Below are 17131 nucleotides of genomic sequence, written 5' to 3' on the forward strand. Positions count from 1 at the left end.
GGACGCGGTGTGGGACGCGGTACGGGACGGCCGCCCGGCCGGGAGCCGGCCGCCGGAGCGCCGTCCACATGCCGAAAAGGCCGGTGTAGACGCCATCCATATCTCTAGGGTGCGGTCATGACGCCCGCTTCCGCACCCCCGCCCGCAGCCGCCTCCCCGTCCGCAGGCGCACCCGCACCCGCACCCGCACCCTCACCCGCGCCTCCGCCGCTCGCCGCCCGCGCCCGGACGGTCGGCGGCTCGCCCGTGCGGGACATCCTCGCCGTCACCGCCCGTCCCGAGGTGATCAACTTCGCGGGCGGGCTGCCCGCACCCGAGCTGTTCGACCGCGAGGGAGTCGCCGCCGCGTTCCGCCACGTGCTGGAGGAGGCCCCGGCCCGGGCCCTGCAGTACTCCACCACCGAGGGCGAGCCGGATCTGCGGGAGCGGCTGGCCGCGCGGACGACGGCCCGCGGACTGCCCACCTCCGCCGACGACCTGCTCGTCACCACGGGTTCCCAGCAGGCGCTGTCCCTGCTGGCGACGGCTCTCCTCGACCCCGGGGACACCGTCCTCGTCGAGGAGCCCTGCTACCTGGCCGCCCTGCAGGTCTTCGGGCTGGCGGGAGCGAGGATCCTCTCGGTGCCCGCAGACGCGGACGGCCCGGACCCCGAGGCGCTCGCCGACCTCGTGGCCCGTGAGCGACCCAAGCTCCTGTACACCGTCCCCACCTTCCAGAACCCCACCGGCCGCACCCTCCCCGCCGAGCGCCGCGCCGCCGTCGCCTCGGTCGCCGCCCGGCACGGCCTGTGGATCGTCGAGGACGACCCCTACGGCGAACTCCGCTACGAGGGCGGACGCGTTCCCTGGATCGCCGCCCACCCCGACGCCCGTGACCGCACGGTGCTGCTCGGCTCCTTCTCCAAGGTCATGGCCCCCGGTCTCCGGCTGGGCTGGCTGCGGGCTCCCGCCCCGCTGCGACGGGCCTGCGCGATCGCCAAACAGGCCGCCGACCTGCACACGCCCACCGTCAATCAGCTCGCCGCCGCCCGCTACCTCGCCGTCCAGGACCTCGACGCGCACGTGACGCGGGTGGCGGCCGTCTACCGGGAGCGACGGGACGCCATGCTGGCCGGGCTGGAGCAGGCGCTGCCGGACGGGTCGGTGTGGAACCGGCCGGAGGGCGGCATGTTCCTCTGGGCCCGCCTCCCCGAGCGGTACGACACCACGGCCCTTCTCCCGCAGGTCGTCGCCCAGGACGTGGCGTACGTCCCCGGCGCGCCCTTCTACGCCGGCGAGCCCGACCGCCGGGCGCTGCGGCTGTGCTTCGTGACGCAGACGCCGCAGGAGATCGCGGAGGGGCTGAACAGGCTGGGGCGGGGGCTCAAGGCGTGACCGGGAGGCGATCCCGTCGATCCCGTCGATCCCGTCGGTCCCGTCAGTCCCACCAGAAGGACCAGGCGTGCTCGCCTACGAGCTGCTCGGCGTAGGCCGCCAGGTCTCCCGCGCCCTGCAGGACGTTGTCCGGGCAGAACGCGAAGTGCTCGGCGGCCACGGCCGTCGCCTCGGTGAGCGTGGCGGGCGGGGCGGCGACGGAGACCACGAGCACGTCGAAGCCGAGCCCGACGACCCGTATGCCGAAGCGGTCCTCCCAGGAGCGCAGCACCGCGCAGAGGCGGGCCGTGTCGCTCTCGTGGTTGGCCGGGCCCGTCCAGCCGACGGCGGCGGGGATGTCCGCGCTGCGCCGCGCCGGGACCAGGGCGAGGTGAGGAGCGGAGAAGCAGGAACCGCCCTCGTCGGCCAGGGAGTCGGCGACCTGTGCGGCGCGCGCGCCCGGATCGGAGGCGAGGGTGAGCGCGGCGGCCGGGCCGGGCCACTCCTCGCCCTCGGCCGCGCACTCCTCCCAGTACTGCGCGAGCACGTCCTCGGCGTCGTGGTCGCCCGGGTACGACATCGCGTCGGGCATCAACTCCCACTCGCCCGGGCCGCCTTGGGCGCCGCCCAGGTCGACGAGGACGGGGAGGAGCCCCGCCCGTGCCGAAGAGCCCCCGAGCGCACTCCAGTTGCCCGGCGCGGCCGACCGCTGCGCATGCCAGAGCAGGGGCTCGTGCCACGGCCCCTCGACGGTCGTGTCGATCAGCCGCCCGGGCGGAAGCTGCAGCCCCAGGGAGCGCCCGCTCGGGTCGGACGCGAGTTTGGGCAGCGGGTTGGGAAGAGTCGCCATGCCGGTGACTGTACGGGCAGCCACTGACAACGGGCCGCCGGACAGGGGGCGGTGGGGATCGGCGGCTCCGGCCGCCCTCCGCGCCCGCACGCGGTGCGTCAGCCAGATGCCCGCGCCGATCGCCGGAAGGACGACCGACGCCGGGACGAGCACCCCGAGCACCCCGACGACCAGGAACCCCAACAGGGCATCACCCGGCGACTCGTGCTCCACCCGGCCCTCCTCGTCGAACGTGTGCCCCGGTGGGGGACGCACGCCGGTGAGGAGTCGGTTCCGCGGACATGCGGCCGACCGGCGCACCGGCTCGTGACGCAATCGCGCCCGGGGGGCTGCCGTCCCCGGCCGTCGGACGGGCCCCGCACTACCCTTGCCGGGCGGTGCCGGCACGACCGCTGAGCCGTTGCGCCGACCTGCTCTGCCGACCGGACGAACGCCGCGGCCCGTCCGCTCCCGCGGGGGGAGAGAACGGGCCGCACGCGTCGTCGGACGCTCGGAGCCGCTCGGGCGCTCAGAGCCGCTCGGGCGTCCGGATGCCCAGCAGCGCCATGCCCCGCCGCAGCGTCCGGGCCGTGAGGTCGACCAGGAGCAGCCGGTTCTCCACGACCTCGGGCGCGTTGTCGGGCGACAGCACGTGGCACTGGTCGTAGAACGTCGTCAGGTGCGAGGCCAGCTGGTACAGGTAGGCCGCCAGCTTGTGCGGCGCGTACTCCGCCGCCGCCTCCGCCACCGTCTCGCCGAACTGATCCAGGTGCAGGCCCAACGCCCGCTCCGCCGGGGCCAGTTCCAGCTCCGGGTGGGCGACCGGACGGGCCTCGCCGGCCTTGCGCAGGATCGACTGGACACGCGCGTACGCGTACTGCAGGTAGACGGACGTGTCGCCGTTCAGCGACACCATCTGGTCCAGGTCGAACTTGTAGTCCCGGACCGCGGACGTCGACAGGTCGGCGTACTTCACCGCGCCGATGCCCACGTACCTGCCGTTCTCCTCGATCTCCTGCTCGGACAGGCCGACCTTCTCCGCCTTGTCGCGGACCACGGCCGTCGCCCGGTCCACCGCCTCGTCGAGGAGGTCGACCAGCTTGACGGTCTCGCCCTCACGCGTCTTGAACGGCTTGCCGTCCTTGCCGAGGACCGTGCCGAAGGCGAGCTGGTGCGCCTTCACCTGGTCGTTCAGCCAGCCGGCCCGCCGCGCCGTCTCGAAGACCATCTTGAAGTGCAGCGACTGCCGGGCGTCGACGACGTAGAGGAGCGTGCTCGCCTTGATGTCGAAGACACGGTCGCGGATCGCCGAGAGGTCCGTCGCCGCGTAGCCGTAACCGCCGTCGGACTTCTGCACGATCAGCGGGACCGGGTTGCCGTCCGGGCCCTTGACGTCGTCGAAGAACACGCAGAGCGCGCCCTCCGAGCGGACCGCGACGCCCGACTCCTCCAGCAGCCGGCAGGTCTCCGCCAGCATGTCGTTGTAACCCGACTCGCCGACGATGTCCGCGTCGCGGATCTCCATGTCCAGCTTCTCGAAGACGGAGAAGAAATAGATCTTCGACTCGTCGACGAACTTCTGCCAGATGGCGAGGGTGCGCGGTTCGCCCGCCTGGAGGTCGACCACCCGGCGACGGGCCCGGGTCTTGAACTCCTCGTCCGCGTCGAACAGCTTGCGGGCGTCCTTGTAGAGGCGGTCCAGGTTGGACATCGCCTCCTCGCCGCTGACCTGGGCGTCCTTGTGGTCCAGTTCGTGCGGGTGCTCGTCCAGGTACTGGATGAGCATGCCGAACTGGGTGCCCCAGTCGCCGATGTGGTGACGACGGACCACGCTCTCGCCGGTGAACTCCAGCATCCGCACCGTCGCGTCGCCGATGACCGCCGACCGCAGATGGCCGACGTGCATCTCCTTCGCCACGTTCGGCTGGGCGTAGTCGATGACCGTCGTGCCCGGCTGCGGCGACCGGGGCACGCCCAGCCGCTCCGCGTCCGCGTACCGCGCCGCAAGGTTCTCGGTGATCGCCCGGTCGGTGATCGTCACGTTCAGGAAGCCGGGGCCCGAGACCTCGATCTCCTTGATCACGTCACCGGCCACCACGTTCGCCACGACCTGCGTCGCCAGCTCCCGCGGGTTCGCCTTCGCCTTCTTGGCCAGCGCGAGGATGCCGTTGGCCTGGAAGTCGGCCCGGTCGCTTCGTCGCAGCAGCGGGTCCGCGGAGGCCTCCGGCAGGGTGGCGGAGATGGCGGACGACAGGTGCTGCTCGACGGAGTGACTGAGGGACGTGACCGAGGCCATAGGAGTGGGTGCCGTTCTCCTCGTGGGTGGGATGGGCACCACCAGTATCCCATGGGGGGTAAAGCGGTTTTCCCGGGTGCGGGGCCGTCTGGGACAATGAAGCGCACTTCAAACCCGGAAGCCTTCAGAACAAGAGGACGTGCCGATCGTGGGGCAGAGCACCGAGACCACCGACTGGGTCTCCCGTTTCGCGGACGAGGTCATCGAGGAGTCGGAGCGTCGGGCCCCCGGGAAACCGGTCGTCGTCGCCTCCGGCCTCTCCCCCTCCGGCCCCATCCACCTCGGCAACCTGCGCGAGGTGATGACGCCGCACCTCGTCGCCGACGAGATCCGCCGCCGCGGCCGCCAGGTCCGCCACCTGATCTCCTGGGACGACTACGACCGCTACCGCAAGGTCCCCCAGGGCATCGCCGGCGTCGACGAGTCCTGGGCCGAGCACATCGGCAAGCCGCTGACGTCCGTCCCGGCCCCGCGGGGCTCGGCGCACCCGAACTGGGCCGAGCACTTCAAGGCCGCGATGGTCGAGTCGCTGGCCGAGCTCGGCGTGGAGTTCGACGGCATCAGCCAGACCGCGCAGTACACCTCCGGCGTCTACCGCGAGCAGATCCTGCACGCGGTCAGGCACCGCGGCGACATCGACGCCATCCTCGACCAGTACCGCACCAAGAAGGCCCCGGCGAAGAAGCAGCAGCAGAAGCCCCTCGACGAGGCCGAGCTGGAGGCCGCCGAGGGCTCGGGCGCAGCCGCCGAGGACGACGGCTCGTCCGGCACCGCCGGCTACTTCCCGTACAAGCCCTACTGCGGCAACTGCGAGAAGGACCTCACCACGGTCACCTCGTACGTCGACGACAGCACCGAGCTGTCCTACACGTGCACCGCGTGCGGCTTCGCCGAGACCGTCCGGCTGAACGAGTTCAACCGCGGCAAGCTGGTCTGGAAGGTCGACTGGCCGATGCGCTGGGCGTACGAGGGCGTCGTCTTCGAGCCGTCCGGCGTCGACCACTCGTCCCCCGGGTCCAGCTTCCAGGTCGGCGGACAGATCGTCGGCATCTTCGGCGGCGAGCAGCCCATCGGGCCGATGTACGCCTTCGTCGGCATCAGCGGCATGGCGAAGATGTCCTCCTCCAAGGGCGGGGTGCCCACCCCCGGCGACGCGCTGAAGATCATGGAGCCGCAGATCCTGCGCTGGCTCTACGCCCGCCGCCGCCCGAACCAGTCCTTCAAGATCGCCTTCGACCAGGAGATCCAGCGGCTCTACGACGAGTGGGACAAGCTGGACGCCAAGGTCGGCGAGGGCTCGGCGCTCCCGGCCGACGTCGCCGCGCACTCCCGCGCGGTGGGCACCGCCGGCGGTGAGCTGCCGCGCACGCCGCGGCCGCTGCCGTACCGCACCCTCGCCTCCGTCGCCGACATCACCGCCGGGGAGCAGCAGCAGGCGCTGCGGATCCTCAGCGAACTCGACCCCGAGAACCCGATCGGGGCGCTGGACGAGGCCCGGCCCCGGTACGACAAGGCCGAGGCGTGGATCAACAACCACGTCCCCGCCGACCAGCGCACCATCGTGCGGGCGGAGCCGGACGCCGACCTGCTGAAGTCCCTCGACGAGGCCTCCCAGCAGTCCCTGCGGCTGCTGCTCGACGGACTCGCCGACAACTGGTCGCTGGACGGGCTGACCCACCTGGTCTACGGCGTCCCGAAGGTGCAGGCAGGGTTCTCGGCGGACGCCACGCCCAAGGAGCTGCCGCCGGAGATCAAGACCGCCCAGCGGACGTTCTTCGCGCTGCTCTACCACCTGCTCGTCGGCCGTGACACCGGCCCGCGCCTGCCCACGCTGCTGCTCGCGGTGGGACAGGACCGGGTGCGGGCCCTGCTCGGGGAGTAGGCAGGACGCACACGAAGGGGCCCGCGCACCGGTGGCCGGTGCGCGGGCCCTCGCGCGTTCCGGTCCGCGGCGGGGTCGGGTCCGCCTGGCGCGTTCCGGTTCCGCCTCCGCGTGTTCCGGTCCGTCTACGACGTCCTGACAAAGGCGTCGGACGTGGCGGTGGGTGCTGAGGCAGGCGGCGGGGCGGAGCGGGCGGCCGCGGGGTCAGCCGTCGTCAGCGAATCGGTGAATACGCGACCGGGCGGATCGCGGCGGCGAAAACGCCGTCAACTCCATCCCTCGGCACCGTAACCACACCGTCCACAGTCACTTGACACACCGTCCACGGTGTACGGGTGCGGTCCCGTCCGGGACGGACACACGGCGGGAAGCGGGCCCCCCGCACAGCCATTCCAAGGGAGACCGCACCCGCAGCGGGGCCGAGGCGATCGTCGGCAAGCAGATTGTTACTCGATCAACAACTTCTGTCAGGACCTCTAAGCGATGTGGTCGTCCTGCAGTTCCGCCGTGTGGCGGTTGGTGAAGCGGTTGACCATGCGATCGGCCTCGCGCTGCGGGAGCATCACGCCGTACGTCGCCTCGACGTCGTTCCTGAGCTGGCCCGACGTGGGGTAGCTGCCGTCTATCGACTTCTTGAAGACCAGGTAGTAGTCGTCCTCGGTCGGCTCCGGGCTGCCGCCGCCCTCGCCGAGCTCACGGCTGCGGCCCGGCACCACGGGGATGGGGAACGAACCGGTCTCCTCCGGCGACGGCTCCTGCGCCGGCGGTTCCTCCTGGTACTGGTCCGCGTACTGCTCGGCCCGCTGCTGCTCCTCGTACCACTGGGCGTACTGCTCCGAGGGGTCGTAGGTGGGGTCGTAGCCGCCCTGGTACTGCACTTCGTGCGGCGACTGGAACCACGGGTTCTGGTCGTCCTCTGGGGGCATGGACTGCTGCCCGGCCTGCGGTATCTGCTGCGCCTGCTGTGCGCTCCGCATCCCCTGGCCCTGCGGCCCTTGCTGCACCTGCCCGCCCTGCTGGGGCTCCGGCTGCTGCGGCTGTCGCGGCACGGGTCCCGCAGCCAGCTCCTGCAGCTCCTGGTGAGGCGCGAGGGCCGACCGGTCCTGTGCCTGTGCCTGCAGCGGCACGGGGGGCAGCAGGGCCGGTTCTATGCCCGCCGCCGCCAGACCCGCCGGGGCCGTCTCCGCCAGCGGGACGCCGTAGCGGGCCAGCCGCAGCGGCATCAGCGACTCCACCGGAGCCTTACGACGCCACGCCCGGCCGAAGCGGGAACGCAGCCTCGCCTGGTAGACGAGACGTTCCTGCTCCAGCTTGATCACCTGGTCGTACGAGCGCAGCTCCCACAGCTTCATCCGGCGCCAGAGCAGGAACGTGGGCAGCGGCGAGAGCAGCCAGCGCGTGATGCGCACGCCCTCCATGTGCTTGTCGGCCGTGATGTCGGCGATCCGGCCGATCGCGTGCCGGGCGGCCTCGACGGCCACCACGAACAGGATCGGGATCACCGCGTGCATGCCCGTGCCCAGCGGGTCCGGCCAGGCCGCCGCGCCGTTGAAGGCGATCGTCGCGGCCGTCAGCAGCCATGCCGTCTGCCGCAGCAACGGGAAGGGGATGCGGATCCACGTCAGCAGCAGATCCAGGGCCAGCAGGACGCAGATGCCCGCGTCGATGCCGATCGGGAACACATAGGAGAAGTTCCCGAAGCCCTTCTCGATGGCCAGCTCCCGGACGGCCGCGTACGAACCGGCGAAGCCGATACCGGCGATGATCACGGCGCCGGTCACGACCACGCCGATGAGAACGCGGTGCATCCGGGTCAGCTGTATTGGCGCGGCCACCCGTACTCCCCTCCCCTTGCGTGTTCTTGCGCGCAACAGGGTGGCACATGTGTGCGGCGCACGCTGTGCCGGACCGTCAGCTCTTCGCGGACGCGGAAGCCTTCGGAGCTGCCGCGGCCGCCTTGGACGCCGACGCCGACGGGGCCGCCGACGGGGCCGCCGACGGCGAGGCGGAAGGCTTCGCCTTCCCCGTCGACGAGGGAGACGCCGAGGGGGCCGGGTCGGAGCCCGAGTCCGAACTGCCGCCGCCGCCCGCGCCGTTGGCCGACCGCACCGCGGCCACCGCCTCCTTGGCCGCCTTCTCCGCGGCCTTCGTCAGAGTGTCCGAGGTGGGCGTCTTGTCGCCCGCCAGGCCGGCGCCGTTGTAGTCCAGCGTGACGACGACGTTCTCCACCCGCGCCACGACCGTCTGCTGCCTGAAAGCGCCTTCCGCCTTCTTCAGGTCGTACCGGACCAGCGTCGCCTCGTCGCCCGTCCCCGCGGCCGGGGTCGCCTTCGTGTCCTTCGCGCCGGCCACCGCCTGCGCGTCCTTGACCTGCTTCGCGTAGTACGTCTTCGCCTGCGACTCGCCGTCGCCCGTGGTCGCGTCCGACTCGAAACGCAGCAGCGACACGTTCAGCCAGCGGAACTGCGAGCCCTTCACGCCGTTGTTGGCCAGGCTCGACCACGAGCAGCTCGCCCGCTCGCCCGCGTCGCTCGACGTGCCCTTCTTGCCCGCGGCCTTCGGCACCAACTCGGTCAGTGTCTTCTTGGACACCGCCGCACAGGCCTCCGGCAGCGTCTTGTACGCCGCCGCCTGCACGGTCGGCGCGGCGCTCGCCGTCGAATCCGTGCCCGTGCCGCCGGTCGCGGCGGCGTCCTGCGCCTTGTCCCCGGAGCCGGAGTCCGAGCCGGAGTCCGAGGAGCAGCCCGCGGCGATCAGCATCACCGGGACGGCAACCGCCGCGGCGAGGAGGCGGTTCAGACCTCCGGCACGCCTCGCTCGCTCGTCACGCTGCTCACGCTGGTCAAACTGGCCGTCTCGCTGGGCTCGTCGCTGCATGGTTCCTTCACTCATGACGCTCGTGGTTCCTGCGGTCGGATCGGGTCCGAGGGGCCACGGTACGCGGTGAAGAAGCTGTGCGGCTCCCCTTCGAGGCCTTCGCGGACCGGGCACGAACGAGGCCGAAGTGGCCTCAGGCGGACAGGGAGTCGACCAGCTGCGCGGCCAGTTTCCGGGCCTTGTCCTGCATTTCCTCGCTGTCCGGCGTCACACCGACGGTCGTCGACTGCTCCTCGTACTCGATGGTCACGATGACGTTGGACGTGCGGAACGCCACAGTCACCGTGCGCTGCTTGGCCGTCGAACCCGAATTGCCGACCACGTCGTCGACGAACGCCTCGTCGCCCAGGTCGTCCAGCAGGCGGGGCTGCAGATCGGCCGGCGCCGCGGTGGACGAAGCCGACGCCGAAGCCGAGCCGGAGGCCGAAGGGGAGGAGGCGGGAGCGGAGGGAGAGCCCGACGCCGAGGCCGAGGGGCTCGCGCCCGTGGACGGGGCGGCGGATCCCGTGGCGGCCCCGGCCGTCGGCGACACGGCCGGCGCCGGCAGGTCGGCCGCCGTCACCTTCCTGGCGAACAGCGCCTCGGCCTGGTTGTCGTCGCTCACCGCGTTGTCGTAGGAGACGACGCGCTCGAAGTCGACGAGGAGATGGTCGGTGGCGTCCGCGGACTCCACCTTCCAACGGCAGCCCACCTTGCGGTCCGTGTCGTACGTCAGCGTCGCCTCGCCCGCGTAGGCCGTGTCGCGCTGGGTCTCGTCGGGAAGCTGTTTGACGCCGGGGAGGAGCGAGTCGAGGGTGGACCGGCTCACTACGCCGCACGCCTCCGGCAGCGTGGTGTACCGGCCGGGCTGTGCGGCGGCGGAGGCCGTGCCGGCGTCGCCCGGATTGGAGTCGTCCGTCGAACCGCCGTCGTCCGAAGCGCCGGTGCAGCCGGCCAGCAGCGCGGCGAGGAGGGCCACGACGCCGGGTACGTACGCCTTCCGCTGCACGGTCGGCTCCTCTCGACGGTCACTTCTGGATCTTCGGGCCGGTGTCCGCGCTGGTTATTCGCTTGCCGGACGGGTGCGGCCCCTGCAGACAATGTGTATCGCACGCGACACCGTGGATGCCGGTCCGTCGTCCCTTTTCATCGACCTTGGCACCGGTTTTGCGACTTGATACTTCTGTAGTGGTTCCGGGGGAATGAGGACGTTATGTCGTACGTGGAGATGCCGGGCGCGAAGGTGCCCATCCGTATGTGGGCCGACCCGGGGTCGGTCGAGGAGGGGGCGCTGCAGCAGCTGCGCAACGTCGCGACCCTGCCCTGGATCAGGGGTCTGGCGGTCATGCCGGACGTCCACTACGGCAAGGGTGCGACGGTCGGCTCGGTCATCGCGATGCAGGGAGCGGTGTGTCCCGCGGCGGTGGGGGTCGACATCGGGTGCGGGATGTCGGCGGTGAAGACGTCGCTGACCGCGAACGACCTGCCCGGCGACCTGTCCCGGCTGCGCTCGAAGATCGAGCAGGCGATCCCGGTGGGGCGGGGCATGCACGACGCCCCCGTCGAGCCGGGCGGCTTCCACGGGCTGGCCACCGGGGGGTGGGACGACTTCTGGGGGCGGTTCGACGGGATCGCCGAAGCGGTCAAATTCCGTGCAGAACGCGCCGCAAAACAGATGGGAACGCTCGGATCCGGCAATCACTTCGTCGAGGTGTGCACGGATACGACCGGTTCTGTTTGGTTGATGCTGCACTCCGGTTCCCGGAACATCGGCAAGGAACTCGCCGAGTTCCACATCGGGGTGGCGCAGAAGCTGCCGCACAACCAGGGTCTGGTCGACCGCGACCTCGCCGTCTTCGTCGCGGACACGCCGCAGATGGCGGCCTACCGCAACGACCTGTTCTGGGCGCAGGAGTACGCCAAGTACAACCGCACCCTGATGATGGCGCTTCTGAAGGACGTGGTCCGCAAGGAGTTCAGGAAGGCGAAGCCGGTCTTCGAGCAGGAGATCAGCGCGCACCACAACTACGTGGCCGAGGAGCGCTACGAGGGAATGGACCTGCTCGTCACCCGCAAGGGCGCGATCCGCGCGGGCTCCGGCGAGTACGGCATCATCCCGGGGTCGATGGGCACGGGGTCGTACATCGTCAAGGGCCTGGGCAACGAGAAGGCGTTCAACTCGGCCTCGCACGGCGCGGGTCGGCGCATGAGCCGCAGTGCCGCCAAGCGTCGTTTCTCCACGAAGGACCTGGAGGACCAGACGCGGGGCGTGGAGTGCCGCAAGGACTCCGGCGTGGTGGACGAGATTCCGGCGGCCTACAAGCCGATCGAGCAGGTCATCGACCGGCAGCGGGACCTGGTGGAGGTCGTGGCGAAGCTGAAGCAGGTCGTCTGCGTGAAGGGCTGAGGCCGCCCCGTCGGGCGGGTGTCCGACGGGCGGGCCTCCGAAAGCCGGGGGCCCGCGCGGAGTTCAGCCGAGTCGTTTCTCCAGCAGGGTCACCGCGTACGGGCTGCCCGGGCCGCCCTTCTTGGCTCGTTGCTCGCCGGCGACCGTGTAGCCCGCCGACTCGTAGTAGGCGCGCAGGCGGGGGTTGCTGGAGAGGCAGTCCAGGCGGGCGTAGGGGCGGCCGGTCGCGGCGATGCGGGACTCGGCCCGGGCCAGCATTCTGCGGCCCGTGCCGGGCGGGGCGGTGTGCGGGGTCGTCATCAGGCGGTGGATGTAGCCGGCGTCCGGCGGGCGCGGGCCCCAGGCCGCCGGGTCGTCCCACCAGAGTTCGAAGGCGCCGGTCAGCGCCCCGTCCGTGTGAGCCAGCCAGACCTCTCCCTCGCGCATCCGGTCGACGAAGTGGGCCTCGTCCTTCTCGCCGGGCAGCCACTGCTCGATGCCCCGGGCCAGCTGCCACAGGGCCGCCGTGTCGCGCAGGCGGACCAGGAGTGGTGCGTCCTCGGGAGCGGCTCTGCGGTAGACCGGCTCCGGCCAGACGGTGGGGAGGGGTTCCAGGAGCCGGGCGCGCAGGGCGGCGGCCAGGGCTTCGGCGTCGAGGCCCAGGGCGTGCGTGACATACGCCTCGACGGAGCCGTGGCGGGCGCGCAGGGCCCGCAGGAACAGGCGCATCGCCGCCTCGGGGGCGCGGCCGAAGGCCGGCCAGGCCGGGGAGCGGCCGTCGTTGCGGGCTCTCCAGTCCTCCAGCAGGGACCGGGTCGCCAGTTCGGTCAGGCTGAAGTCCTCGATGATCGTCTCGTCCGGGACGCCGAGAAGGGCGAGGACCAGGGCTGCGAGCTGACCGGTGCGGTCCTTGCCGGAGGCGCAGTGGAACACCAGGCCGCCGTCCGCCTCGGCCACCAGGCGCAGCGCCGCCGCGATCTCCTTCGTGCCGTCCTCGGCCACTTCCAGGTAGCGGGCGCAGAGGTAGGGGCCGGGCTCGACGTCCGGCGTCGCGGCGGCCTGGTCGTACGGGCGGTGCTCGATGCTGAGGTTGTGGTAGGCGAAGGAGTCGTGCGGCGGGATCCGGCCCGCGGACTCCGCCTCCCAGGGGTGGCGCAGGTCCACGACCGTGCCGATGCCCAGGGCGAGGAAGCGGTCCCAGTCGGGTGTGCCCGGTCTGAGTCTGCCGAGGGATCCCGCGCGGAACAGGAGGCGCGGGCGGATCCGGTGGCCGGTTCCGGTCGGGTATCCGCCCAGGTCGCGGAAGTTGTGCAGGGTCTCGAACGGTATGTGTCTGTCCACGGGCAGGACCTTAGGGGAGAGGGAGCGGGAACCGTCGGGCCGTTGCGCTGTCGTCAGCTGGGCGGTCGAGTCGCTTCCGCGGAAGTGCTACGACGAGCGGGCGAAGGCCGACGCCCCGTGGCGGGAGGGCGGGGGACGACACTCCCGCCGAGGTGATCGACATGCCCGACGGCTTCGGGAACCTCGCCACGAGGTGCGTCGGGCCCGGACAGCGGGGCTTGCGGCGACCCGGGCTGCGCGGGGCCCTGGGCGGGCCGTTCCTCACCGTTCCCGGTGGATCTTGGTGTTCGACGCCTGGGCGCGGGGGCGCAGGACCAGGAGGTCGACGTTGACGTGGCTGGGGCGGGTGACGGCCCAGGCGATGGTCTCGGCCACGTCGCAGGCGGTGAGGGGTTCGGCGACGCCTTCGTAGACCTTGGCCGCCCGGTCCTCGTCGCCGCCGAAGCGGGTGAGGGCGAACTCGTCGGTCTTGACCATGCCGGGGGCGATCTCGATGACGCGGACCGGGCGGCCGACGATCTCCAGGCGGAGCGTCTCGGCCAGGACGTGCGCGCCGTGCTTGGCGGCGACGTAGCCCGCGCCGCCCTCGTACGTGCCGTGACCGGCGGTGGAGGAGACGACGACGACGGTGCCGTCGCCGCTCGCGTCGAGCTTGGGCAGGAGGGCCTGGGTGACGTTGAGGGTGCCGAGGACGTTCGTCTCGTACATGGTGCGCCAGTCGGCGGGGTCGCCGGTGGCGACGGGGTCGGCGCCGAGCGCGCCGCCCGCGTTGTTGACCAGCACGCCGATCGTCTTGAAGGCCGTCGCGAACTCGTCGACCGCGGCACGGTCCGTCACGTCCAGCTGGTAGGCGGCCGCCGAGCCGCCCGTCTGCGTGATCTCCTCGGCGAGGGCCTCGATGCGGTCCTTGCGGCGGGCCGTGAGGACGACCCGGTAGCCGGCTGCGGCGAGCTGCCGGGCGGTGGCGGCGCCGATCCCGCTGCTCGCACCGGTGACGACGGCGATGCGGGAGGCGGCGGACGGTGCGGCGGTGGCCATGTGCTGCTCCTCGGACGGTGCGGGTCGGTGCCGCCAGGATAGGCGGGCCGGGCGACGGCCCGACCGGTGGTCTCGTCCTGTGGGCGCGGGTGACGGGGGCCCCTTCCTCGGAGGTCGTCCGTGCCCTGGGGGTTGTCACCTGATGGGGGGTGCTCGTGGGGCGGCGGCCGTGGGATACATCCCCTGCACGGGGCCGCGGTTTCTGATCGAGGAGTGATGGCATGCGCAGGTTGCGGGGTCTCGCGGTGTGGGGTGCCGTGCTGCTGGCGCTGGGCGCGGGGGTCTCGCCGGCGCGGGCCGCGGGGGAGGCGCCCGAGGCCGACCTGTCGTATCACGGGTCTGCCGTGCTGGCAGGGGGCCGGGTCGACGTGCGGCTGACTCCGCGCAACCACGGGCCGGGGGACGTCCCCGACTCGACCGTGCGGCTGCGGTGGTCGGCGCCGTTGGCGGCGGGGGAGCAGCGGCTCGCGCAGGGGTGTGCGCGGACGGGGCGGCAGGAGGTGGTGTGCCGGACGGGGGCGCTGGCCGCGGACGGGCTGGGGGAGCGGATCGTGTTGGGGGTGCGGCTGCGGGGGCGGCCGGCCGAGGTGACGATGGACGTGGACACGGTGTGGGGCGGCGGGGCGGTGGACCGTAACCGGTCCAACGACCGGCGGCAGGTGCTGGTGCTGGACACCGGGGACGCCTACTTCTTCTGACCGTCGTCCTGCCGGTGCGTCGTACGATGCGCGGACGGCGTCGACGGAGACGCCACGAAGGGGTGCGATGTCCGGGAACGTGCGGTCGCGGCTGCTGGACGAGCTGTCCGTGGTCTCCCGCCGGTACATGGCCGCCTACGCCCTGTTCAACCAGGCGCTCGCCGACCGTCTCGGGCTGCATCCCACGGACCTGCAGTGCCTGAACCTGCTGGTGCTGGAGCGCGAGCCGGTGACGACGGGCCGGGTCGCCGAACTGACGGGGCTGACCACCGGGTCGGCGACCCGGCTGGTGGACCGGCTGGAGAAGGCGGGCTATGTGGTCCGGGAGCGGGACGCCGCGGACCGGCGCCGGGTGCTGGTGGCGACGGTGCCGGAGCGGGCCGCGGAGTTCAAGCGGATGTGGGGGCGGCTGGGCGGCGACTGGATGCCGCTCTTCGAGGATCTCGCGGACGCCGAACTCGCGGTGATCGTCCGGCATATGCGGCGGACGGTGGAGTTCGGGGCGGAGCAGGTCGTGCGGTTGCGGGAAGGCCGGGTCTAGGGGCGGATGCAGGAGACGGAGATACGGCCGTCCGCGACGGCGGCCGAAGGGGCGCGGGGCGCCCGAGCGGGGCGCGGGTTGCCGCGGCACTGGCCGCTGCTGCTGCTGGGCGCGGCGTTGGCGCCGGGCGCGGTGCTGGTGCTCGTCGGGCGGACGCTGGAGGAGCCCGCGGTACAGGCGTGGCGGACGGTGTGTCTGGCGGTGACCGTGCAGGCGCTGCCGTTCCTGTTGCTGGGCACGGCTCTGTCGGGGGCGATCAACGCGTTCGTGCCGGCGAGCGTCTTCAGCCGGCTGCTGCCGAAGCGGGCGGCGCTGGCGGTGCCGGTGGCGGGGGTGGCGGGGGTGGTGCTGCCGGGGTGCGAGTGCGCGTCGGTGCCGGTGGCGAGCAGCCTGATCGGGCGGGGGGTGACCCCTGCCGCGGCGTTCGCGTTCCTGCTGTCCGCGCCCGCCGTGAACCCGGTGGTGCTGACGGCGACGGCGGTGGCGTTTCCCGGCAGCCCGGAGATGGTGCTGGCCCGGCTCGTGGCCTCGTTGGTGACGGCGGCGGCGATGGGCTGGCTGTGGTTGTGGCTGGGCCGGGAGGAGTGGTTGCGGCCGGTGGTGCGGCATTCCGGGCACCGGCCGGGGCACAGCCGCTGGACGGAGTTCCGGCGCGGTTTCCAGCACGACTTCCTGCATGCCGGGGGCTTTCTGGTGGTGGGGGCGATGGCGGCGGCGACCTTCAACGTGGCGGTGCCGCGGTCGGTGCTGGACGCGTTCTCCGGTTCGCCGTGGCTGTCGGTGCTGTTCCTGGCGGCGCTGGCGATCGTGCTGGCGGTGTGCAGTGAGGCGGACGCGTTCGTGGCGGCGTCGCTCAGCGGGTTCTCGCCGGTGGCGCGGCTGGCGTTCATGGTGGTGGGCCCGATGGTCGACCTGAAGCTGATCGCCTTGCAGGCGGGGACGTTCGGGCGGGCCTTCGCGGTGCGGTTCTCGGCGGCCACGGCGGTGGTCGCGGTGGTGTGCAGCGCGGTGATCGGAGGGGTGCTGCTGTGAAGCGGTTCGCGCAGGTGGGGCTGTTGCTCCTCGCGGGTCTCGGGTTGCTGCACACCTCGCTTTTCACGGACGAGTACCTGCGGTTCGTGAAGGCGGGGATGCGGCCGTTGCTGATCGCCTCGGGCGTGCTGCTGATCGGGCTGGGAGCGGCGGAGGCCTGGCCCGGCCGCCGCCTCGGCGGCGGCACGCACGCCCACGGAGACGATCACAGCGGCCCCGGAGACGATCACGATCACGGCCGTGCCGACGCGCAAGGCCAGGCCGGCGGCCACGGCGACGGCGGCCACGGCGACGGCGGCCAGAAGGCGGGGGACGGCGACGGCGAGGGGGGTCACGGCCATGGGCATGACCACTCCCGGGTGCCGCGGGTCGCCTGGCTGCTGTTCCTGCCGGTGCTGAGCCTGCTGTTCTACGCCCCGCCCGCCCTCGGCTCGTACACCGCGTCCCGGGAGCCGGCCAAGGCCGTCGCGGTGCAGGAGGACGACTTCGATCCGCTGCCGGCGACCTCGCCGCTTCCGATCACGCTCACCGAGTTCACCCAGCGCGTGCAGCAGGACCGTTCGCGGGCGATCAGGGGGCGCACGGTCCGGATGACCGGGTTCGTGACGTCCGCCGACGGGGACGGCTGGTATCTCACCCGGATCGTCATCAGCTGCTGTGCGGCGGACTCGACGACGCTGAAGGTGCGGGTGTACGGGACGACGGCGCCGAAGGCCGACACGTGGGTGACGGTCGACGGGACCTGGCATCCGGGCGGGGCGTTGGGGACGTCGTCGGCAGGGGTGGCGGTGGACGCGCGCGAGGTGACGAAGGTGGACAAGCCGTCCAACGCGTACATGGACGCCGTGCCGCTCACCTCCTAGGGAATAGGGGTGGCGG

General features: G+C 72.1%; 14 protein-coding genes. 7 read left to right on the forward strand and 7 right to left on the reverse strand.

Annotated features, from left to right (window positions below; genetic code table 11):
• Positions 1-117 precede the first annotated feature (117 nt).
• Complete coding sequence (locus BG482_RS12750) at positions 118-1374, forward strand: PLP-dependent aminotransferase family protein (RefSeq protein WP_069769104.1); 1257 nt, start codon at positions 118-120, stop codon at positions 1372-1374.
• Positions 1375-1417: 43 nt separating this feature from the next.
• On the opposite strand, the gene BG482_RS12755 is transcribed toward BG482_RS12750, so the two are convergent.
• Positions 1418-2203: a DUF4253 domain-containing protein gene (locus tag BG482_RS12755; RefSeq protein WP_069769205.1), complete on the reverse strand. Its 786-nt coding sequence runs from the start codon at positions 2201-2203 to the stop codon at positions 1418-1420.
• 508 nt (positions 2204-2711) lie between these two features.
• Positions 2712-4478, reverse strand: a complete 1767-nt coding sequence (gene argS / locus BG482_RS12760) for an arginine--tRNA ligase (protein WP_069769105.1) — start codon at positions 4476-4478, stop codon at positions 2712-2714.
• A gap of 139 nt (positions 4479-4617) precedes the next feature.
• Between argS and lysS the strand changes: the two genes are divergently transcribed.
• Positions 4618-6360 carry a lysine--tRNA ligase gene (gene lysS / locus BG482_RS12765; protein WP_069769106.1) on the forward strand — a complete coding sequence of 581 codons (1743 nt, stop codon included), beginning with the start codon at positions 4618-4620 and terminating at the stop codon, positions 6358-6360.
• A gap of 476 nt (positions 6361-6836) precedes the next feature.
• Here the strand turns inward: lysS and BG482_RS12770 are convergent, their stop codons facing one another.
• The 3 genes from BG482_RS12770 to BG482_RS43890 all read right to left on the reverse strand — a co-directional run bounded on the left by BG482_RS12770 (position 6837) and on the right by BG482_RS43890 (position 10225).
• Positions 6837-8195: a DUF2637 domain-containing protein gene (locus BG482_RS12770; RefSeq protein WP_069769107.1), complete on the reverse strand. Its 1359-nt coding sequence runs from the start codon at positions 8193-8195 to the stop codon at positions 6837-6839.
• 76 nt (positions 8196-8271) lie between these two features.
• Positions 8272-9252, reverse strand: a complete 981-nt coding sequence (locus BG482_RS12775) for a DUF3558 domain-containing protein (protein ID WP_079141772.1) — start codon at positions 9250-9252, stop codon at positions 8272-8274.
• 118 nt (positions 9253-9370) lie between these two features.
• Positions 9371-10225 (reverse strand): hypothetical protein, encoded by an 855-nt coding sequence (locus BG482_RS43890; RefSeq protein ID WP_069769109.1) that lies wholly within the window; start codon positions 10223-10225, stop codon positions 9371-9373.
• 204 nt (positions 10226-10429) lie between these two features.
• Between BG482_RS43890 and BG482_RS12785 the strand changes: the two genes are divergently transcribed.
• A complete protein-coding gene (locus tag BG482_RS12785; protein WP_069769110.1) occupies positions 10430-11623 on the forward strand; it encodes an RtcB family protein in 1194 nt (397 codons plus the stop codon).
• Positions 11624-11686: 63 nt separating this feature from the next.
• Here BG482_RS12785 and BG482_RS12790 read toward each other — a convergent pair whose 3' ends face one another.
• Both BG482_RS12790 and BG482_RS12795 read right to left on the reverse strand, forming a co-directional pair.
• A complete protein-coding gene (locus tag BG482_RS12790) occupies positions 11687-12943 on the reverse strand; it encodes a tyrosine-protein phosphatase (protein WP_069769111.1) in 1257 nt (418 codons plus the stop codon).
• A gap of 261 nt (positions 12944-13204) precedes the next feature.
• Positions 13205-13981 carry an SDR family NAD(P)-dependent oxidoreductase gene (locus BG482_RS12795; protein ID WP_069769112.1) on the reverse strand — a complete coding sequence of 259 codons (777 nt, stop codon included), beginning with the start codon at positions 13979-13981 and terminating at the stop codon, positions 13205-13207.
• A 221-nt stretch (positions 13982-14202) separates the two neighbouring features.
• On the opposite strand from BG482_RS12795, the gene BG482_RS12800 reads away from it, so the two are divergent.
• The 4 genes from BG482_RS12800 (at position 14203) to BG482_RS12815 (ending at position 17115) form a co-directional block, all read left to right on the forward strand.
• Entirely contained in the window at positions 14203-14679 is a 477-nt protein-coding gene (locus BG482_RS12800) for a hypothetical protein (protein WP_069769113.1), read from the forward strand.
• Between the two features lie 67 nt (positions 14680-14746).
• Complete coding sequence (locus tag BG482_RS12805) at positions 14747-15220, forward strand: MarR family winged helix-turn-helix transcriptional regulator (RefSeq protein WP_069769114.1); 474 nt, start codon at positions 14747-14749, stop codon at positions 15218-15220.
• 6 nt (positions 15221-15226) lie between these two features.
• Entirely contained in the window at positions 15227-16252 is a 1026-nt protein-coding gene (locus BG482_RS12810) for a permease (protein WP_069769115.1), read from the forward strand.
• Positions 16249-17115: a TIGR03943 family protein gene (locus tag BG482_RS12815; RefSeq protein ID WP_069769116.1), complete on the forward strand. Its 867-nt coding sequence runs from the start codon at positions 16249-16251 to the stop codon at positions 17113-17115. Before BG482_RS12810 ends, BG482_RS12815 begins: the two co-directional genes overlap by 4 nt.
• The last annotated feature ends 16 nt before the right edge of the window (positions 17116-17131 follow it).

This window comes from Streptomyces sp. LUP30 (assembly GCF_001746365.1).
Taxonomy (GTDB): domain Bacteria; phylum Actinomycetota; class Actinomycetes; order Streptomycetales; family Streptomycetaceae; genus Streptomyces.

What these genes read in the sequence shown, in the direction of transcription:
- BG482_RS12795 (WP_069769112.1), bottom strand. Translation starts at nt 13,981, where the DNA reads ATGGCCACCGCCGCACCGTCCGCCGCCTCCCGCATCGCCGTCGTCACC.
- BG482_RS12775 (WP_079141772.1), bottom strand. Translation starts at nt 9,252, where the DNA reads ATGAGTGAAGGAACCATGCAGCGACGAGCCCAGCGAGACGGCCAGTTT.
- BG482_RS12755 (WP_069769205.1), bottom strand. Translation starts at nt 2,203, where the DNA reads ATGGCGACTCTTCCCAACCCGCTGCCCAAACTCGCGTCCGACCCGAGC.
- BG482_RS12800 (WP_069769113.1), top strand. Translation starts at nt 14,203, where the DNA reads ATGCGCAGGTTGCGGGGTCTCGCGGTGTGGGGTGCCGTGCTGCTGGCG.
- BG482_RS12810 (WP_069769115.1), top strand. Translation starts at nt 15,227, where the DNA reads ATGCAGGAGACGGAGATACGGCCGTCCGCGACGGCGGCCGAAGGGGCG.
- argS (WP_069769105.1), bottom strand. Translation starts at nt 4,478, where the DNA reads ATGGCCTCGGTCACGTCCCTCAGTCACTCCGTCGAGCAGCACCTGTCG.
- BG482_RS12750 (WP_069769104.1), top strand. Translation starts at nt 118, where the DNA reads ATGACGCCCGCTTCCGCACCCCCGCCCGCAGCCGCCTCCCCGTCCGCA.
- BG482_RS12785 (WP_069769110.1), top strand. Translation starts at nt 10,430, where the DNA reads ATGTCGTACGTGGAGATGCCGGGCGCGAAGGTGCCCATCCGTATGTGG.
- BG482_RS12805 (WP_069769114.1), top strand. Translation starts at nt 14,747, where the DNA reads ATGTCCGGGAACGTGCGGTCGCGGCTGCTGGACGAGCTGTCCGTGGTC.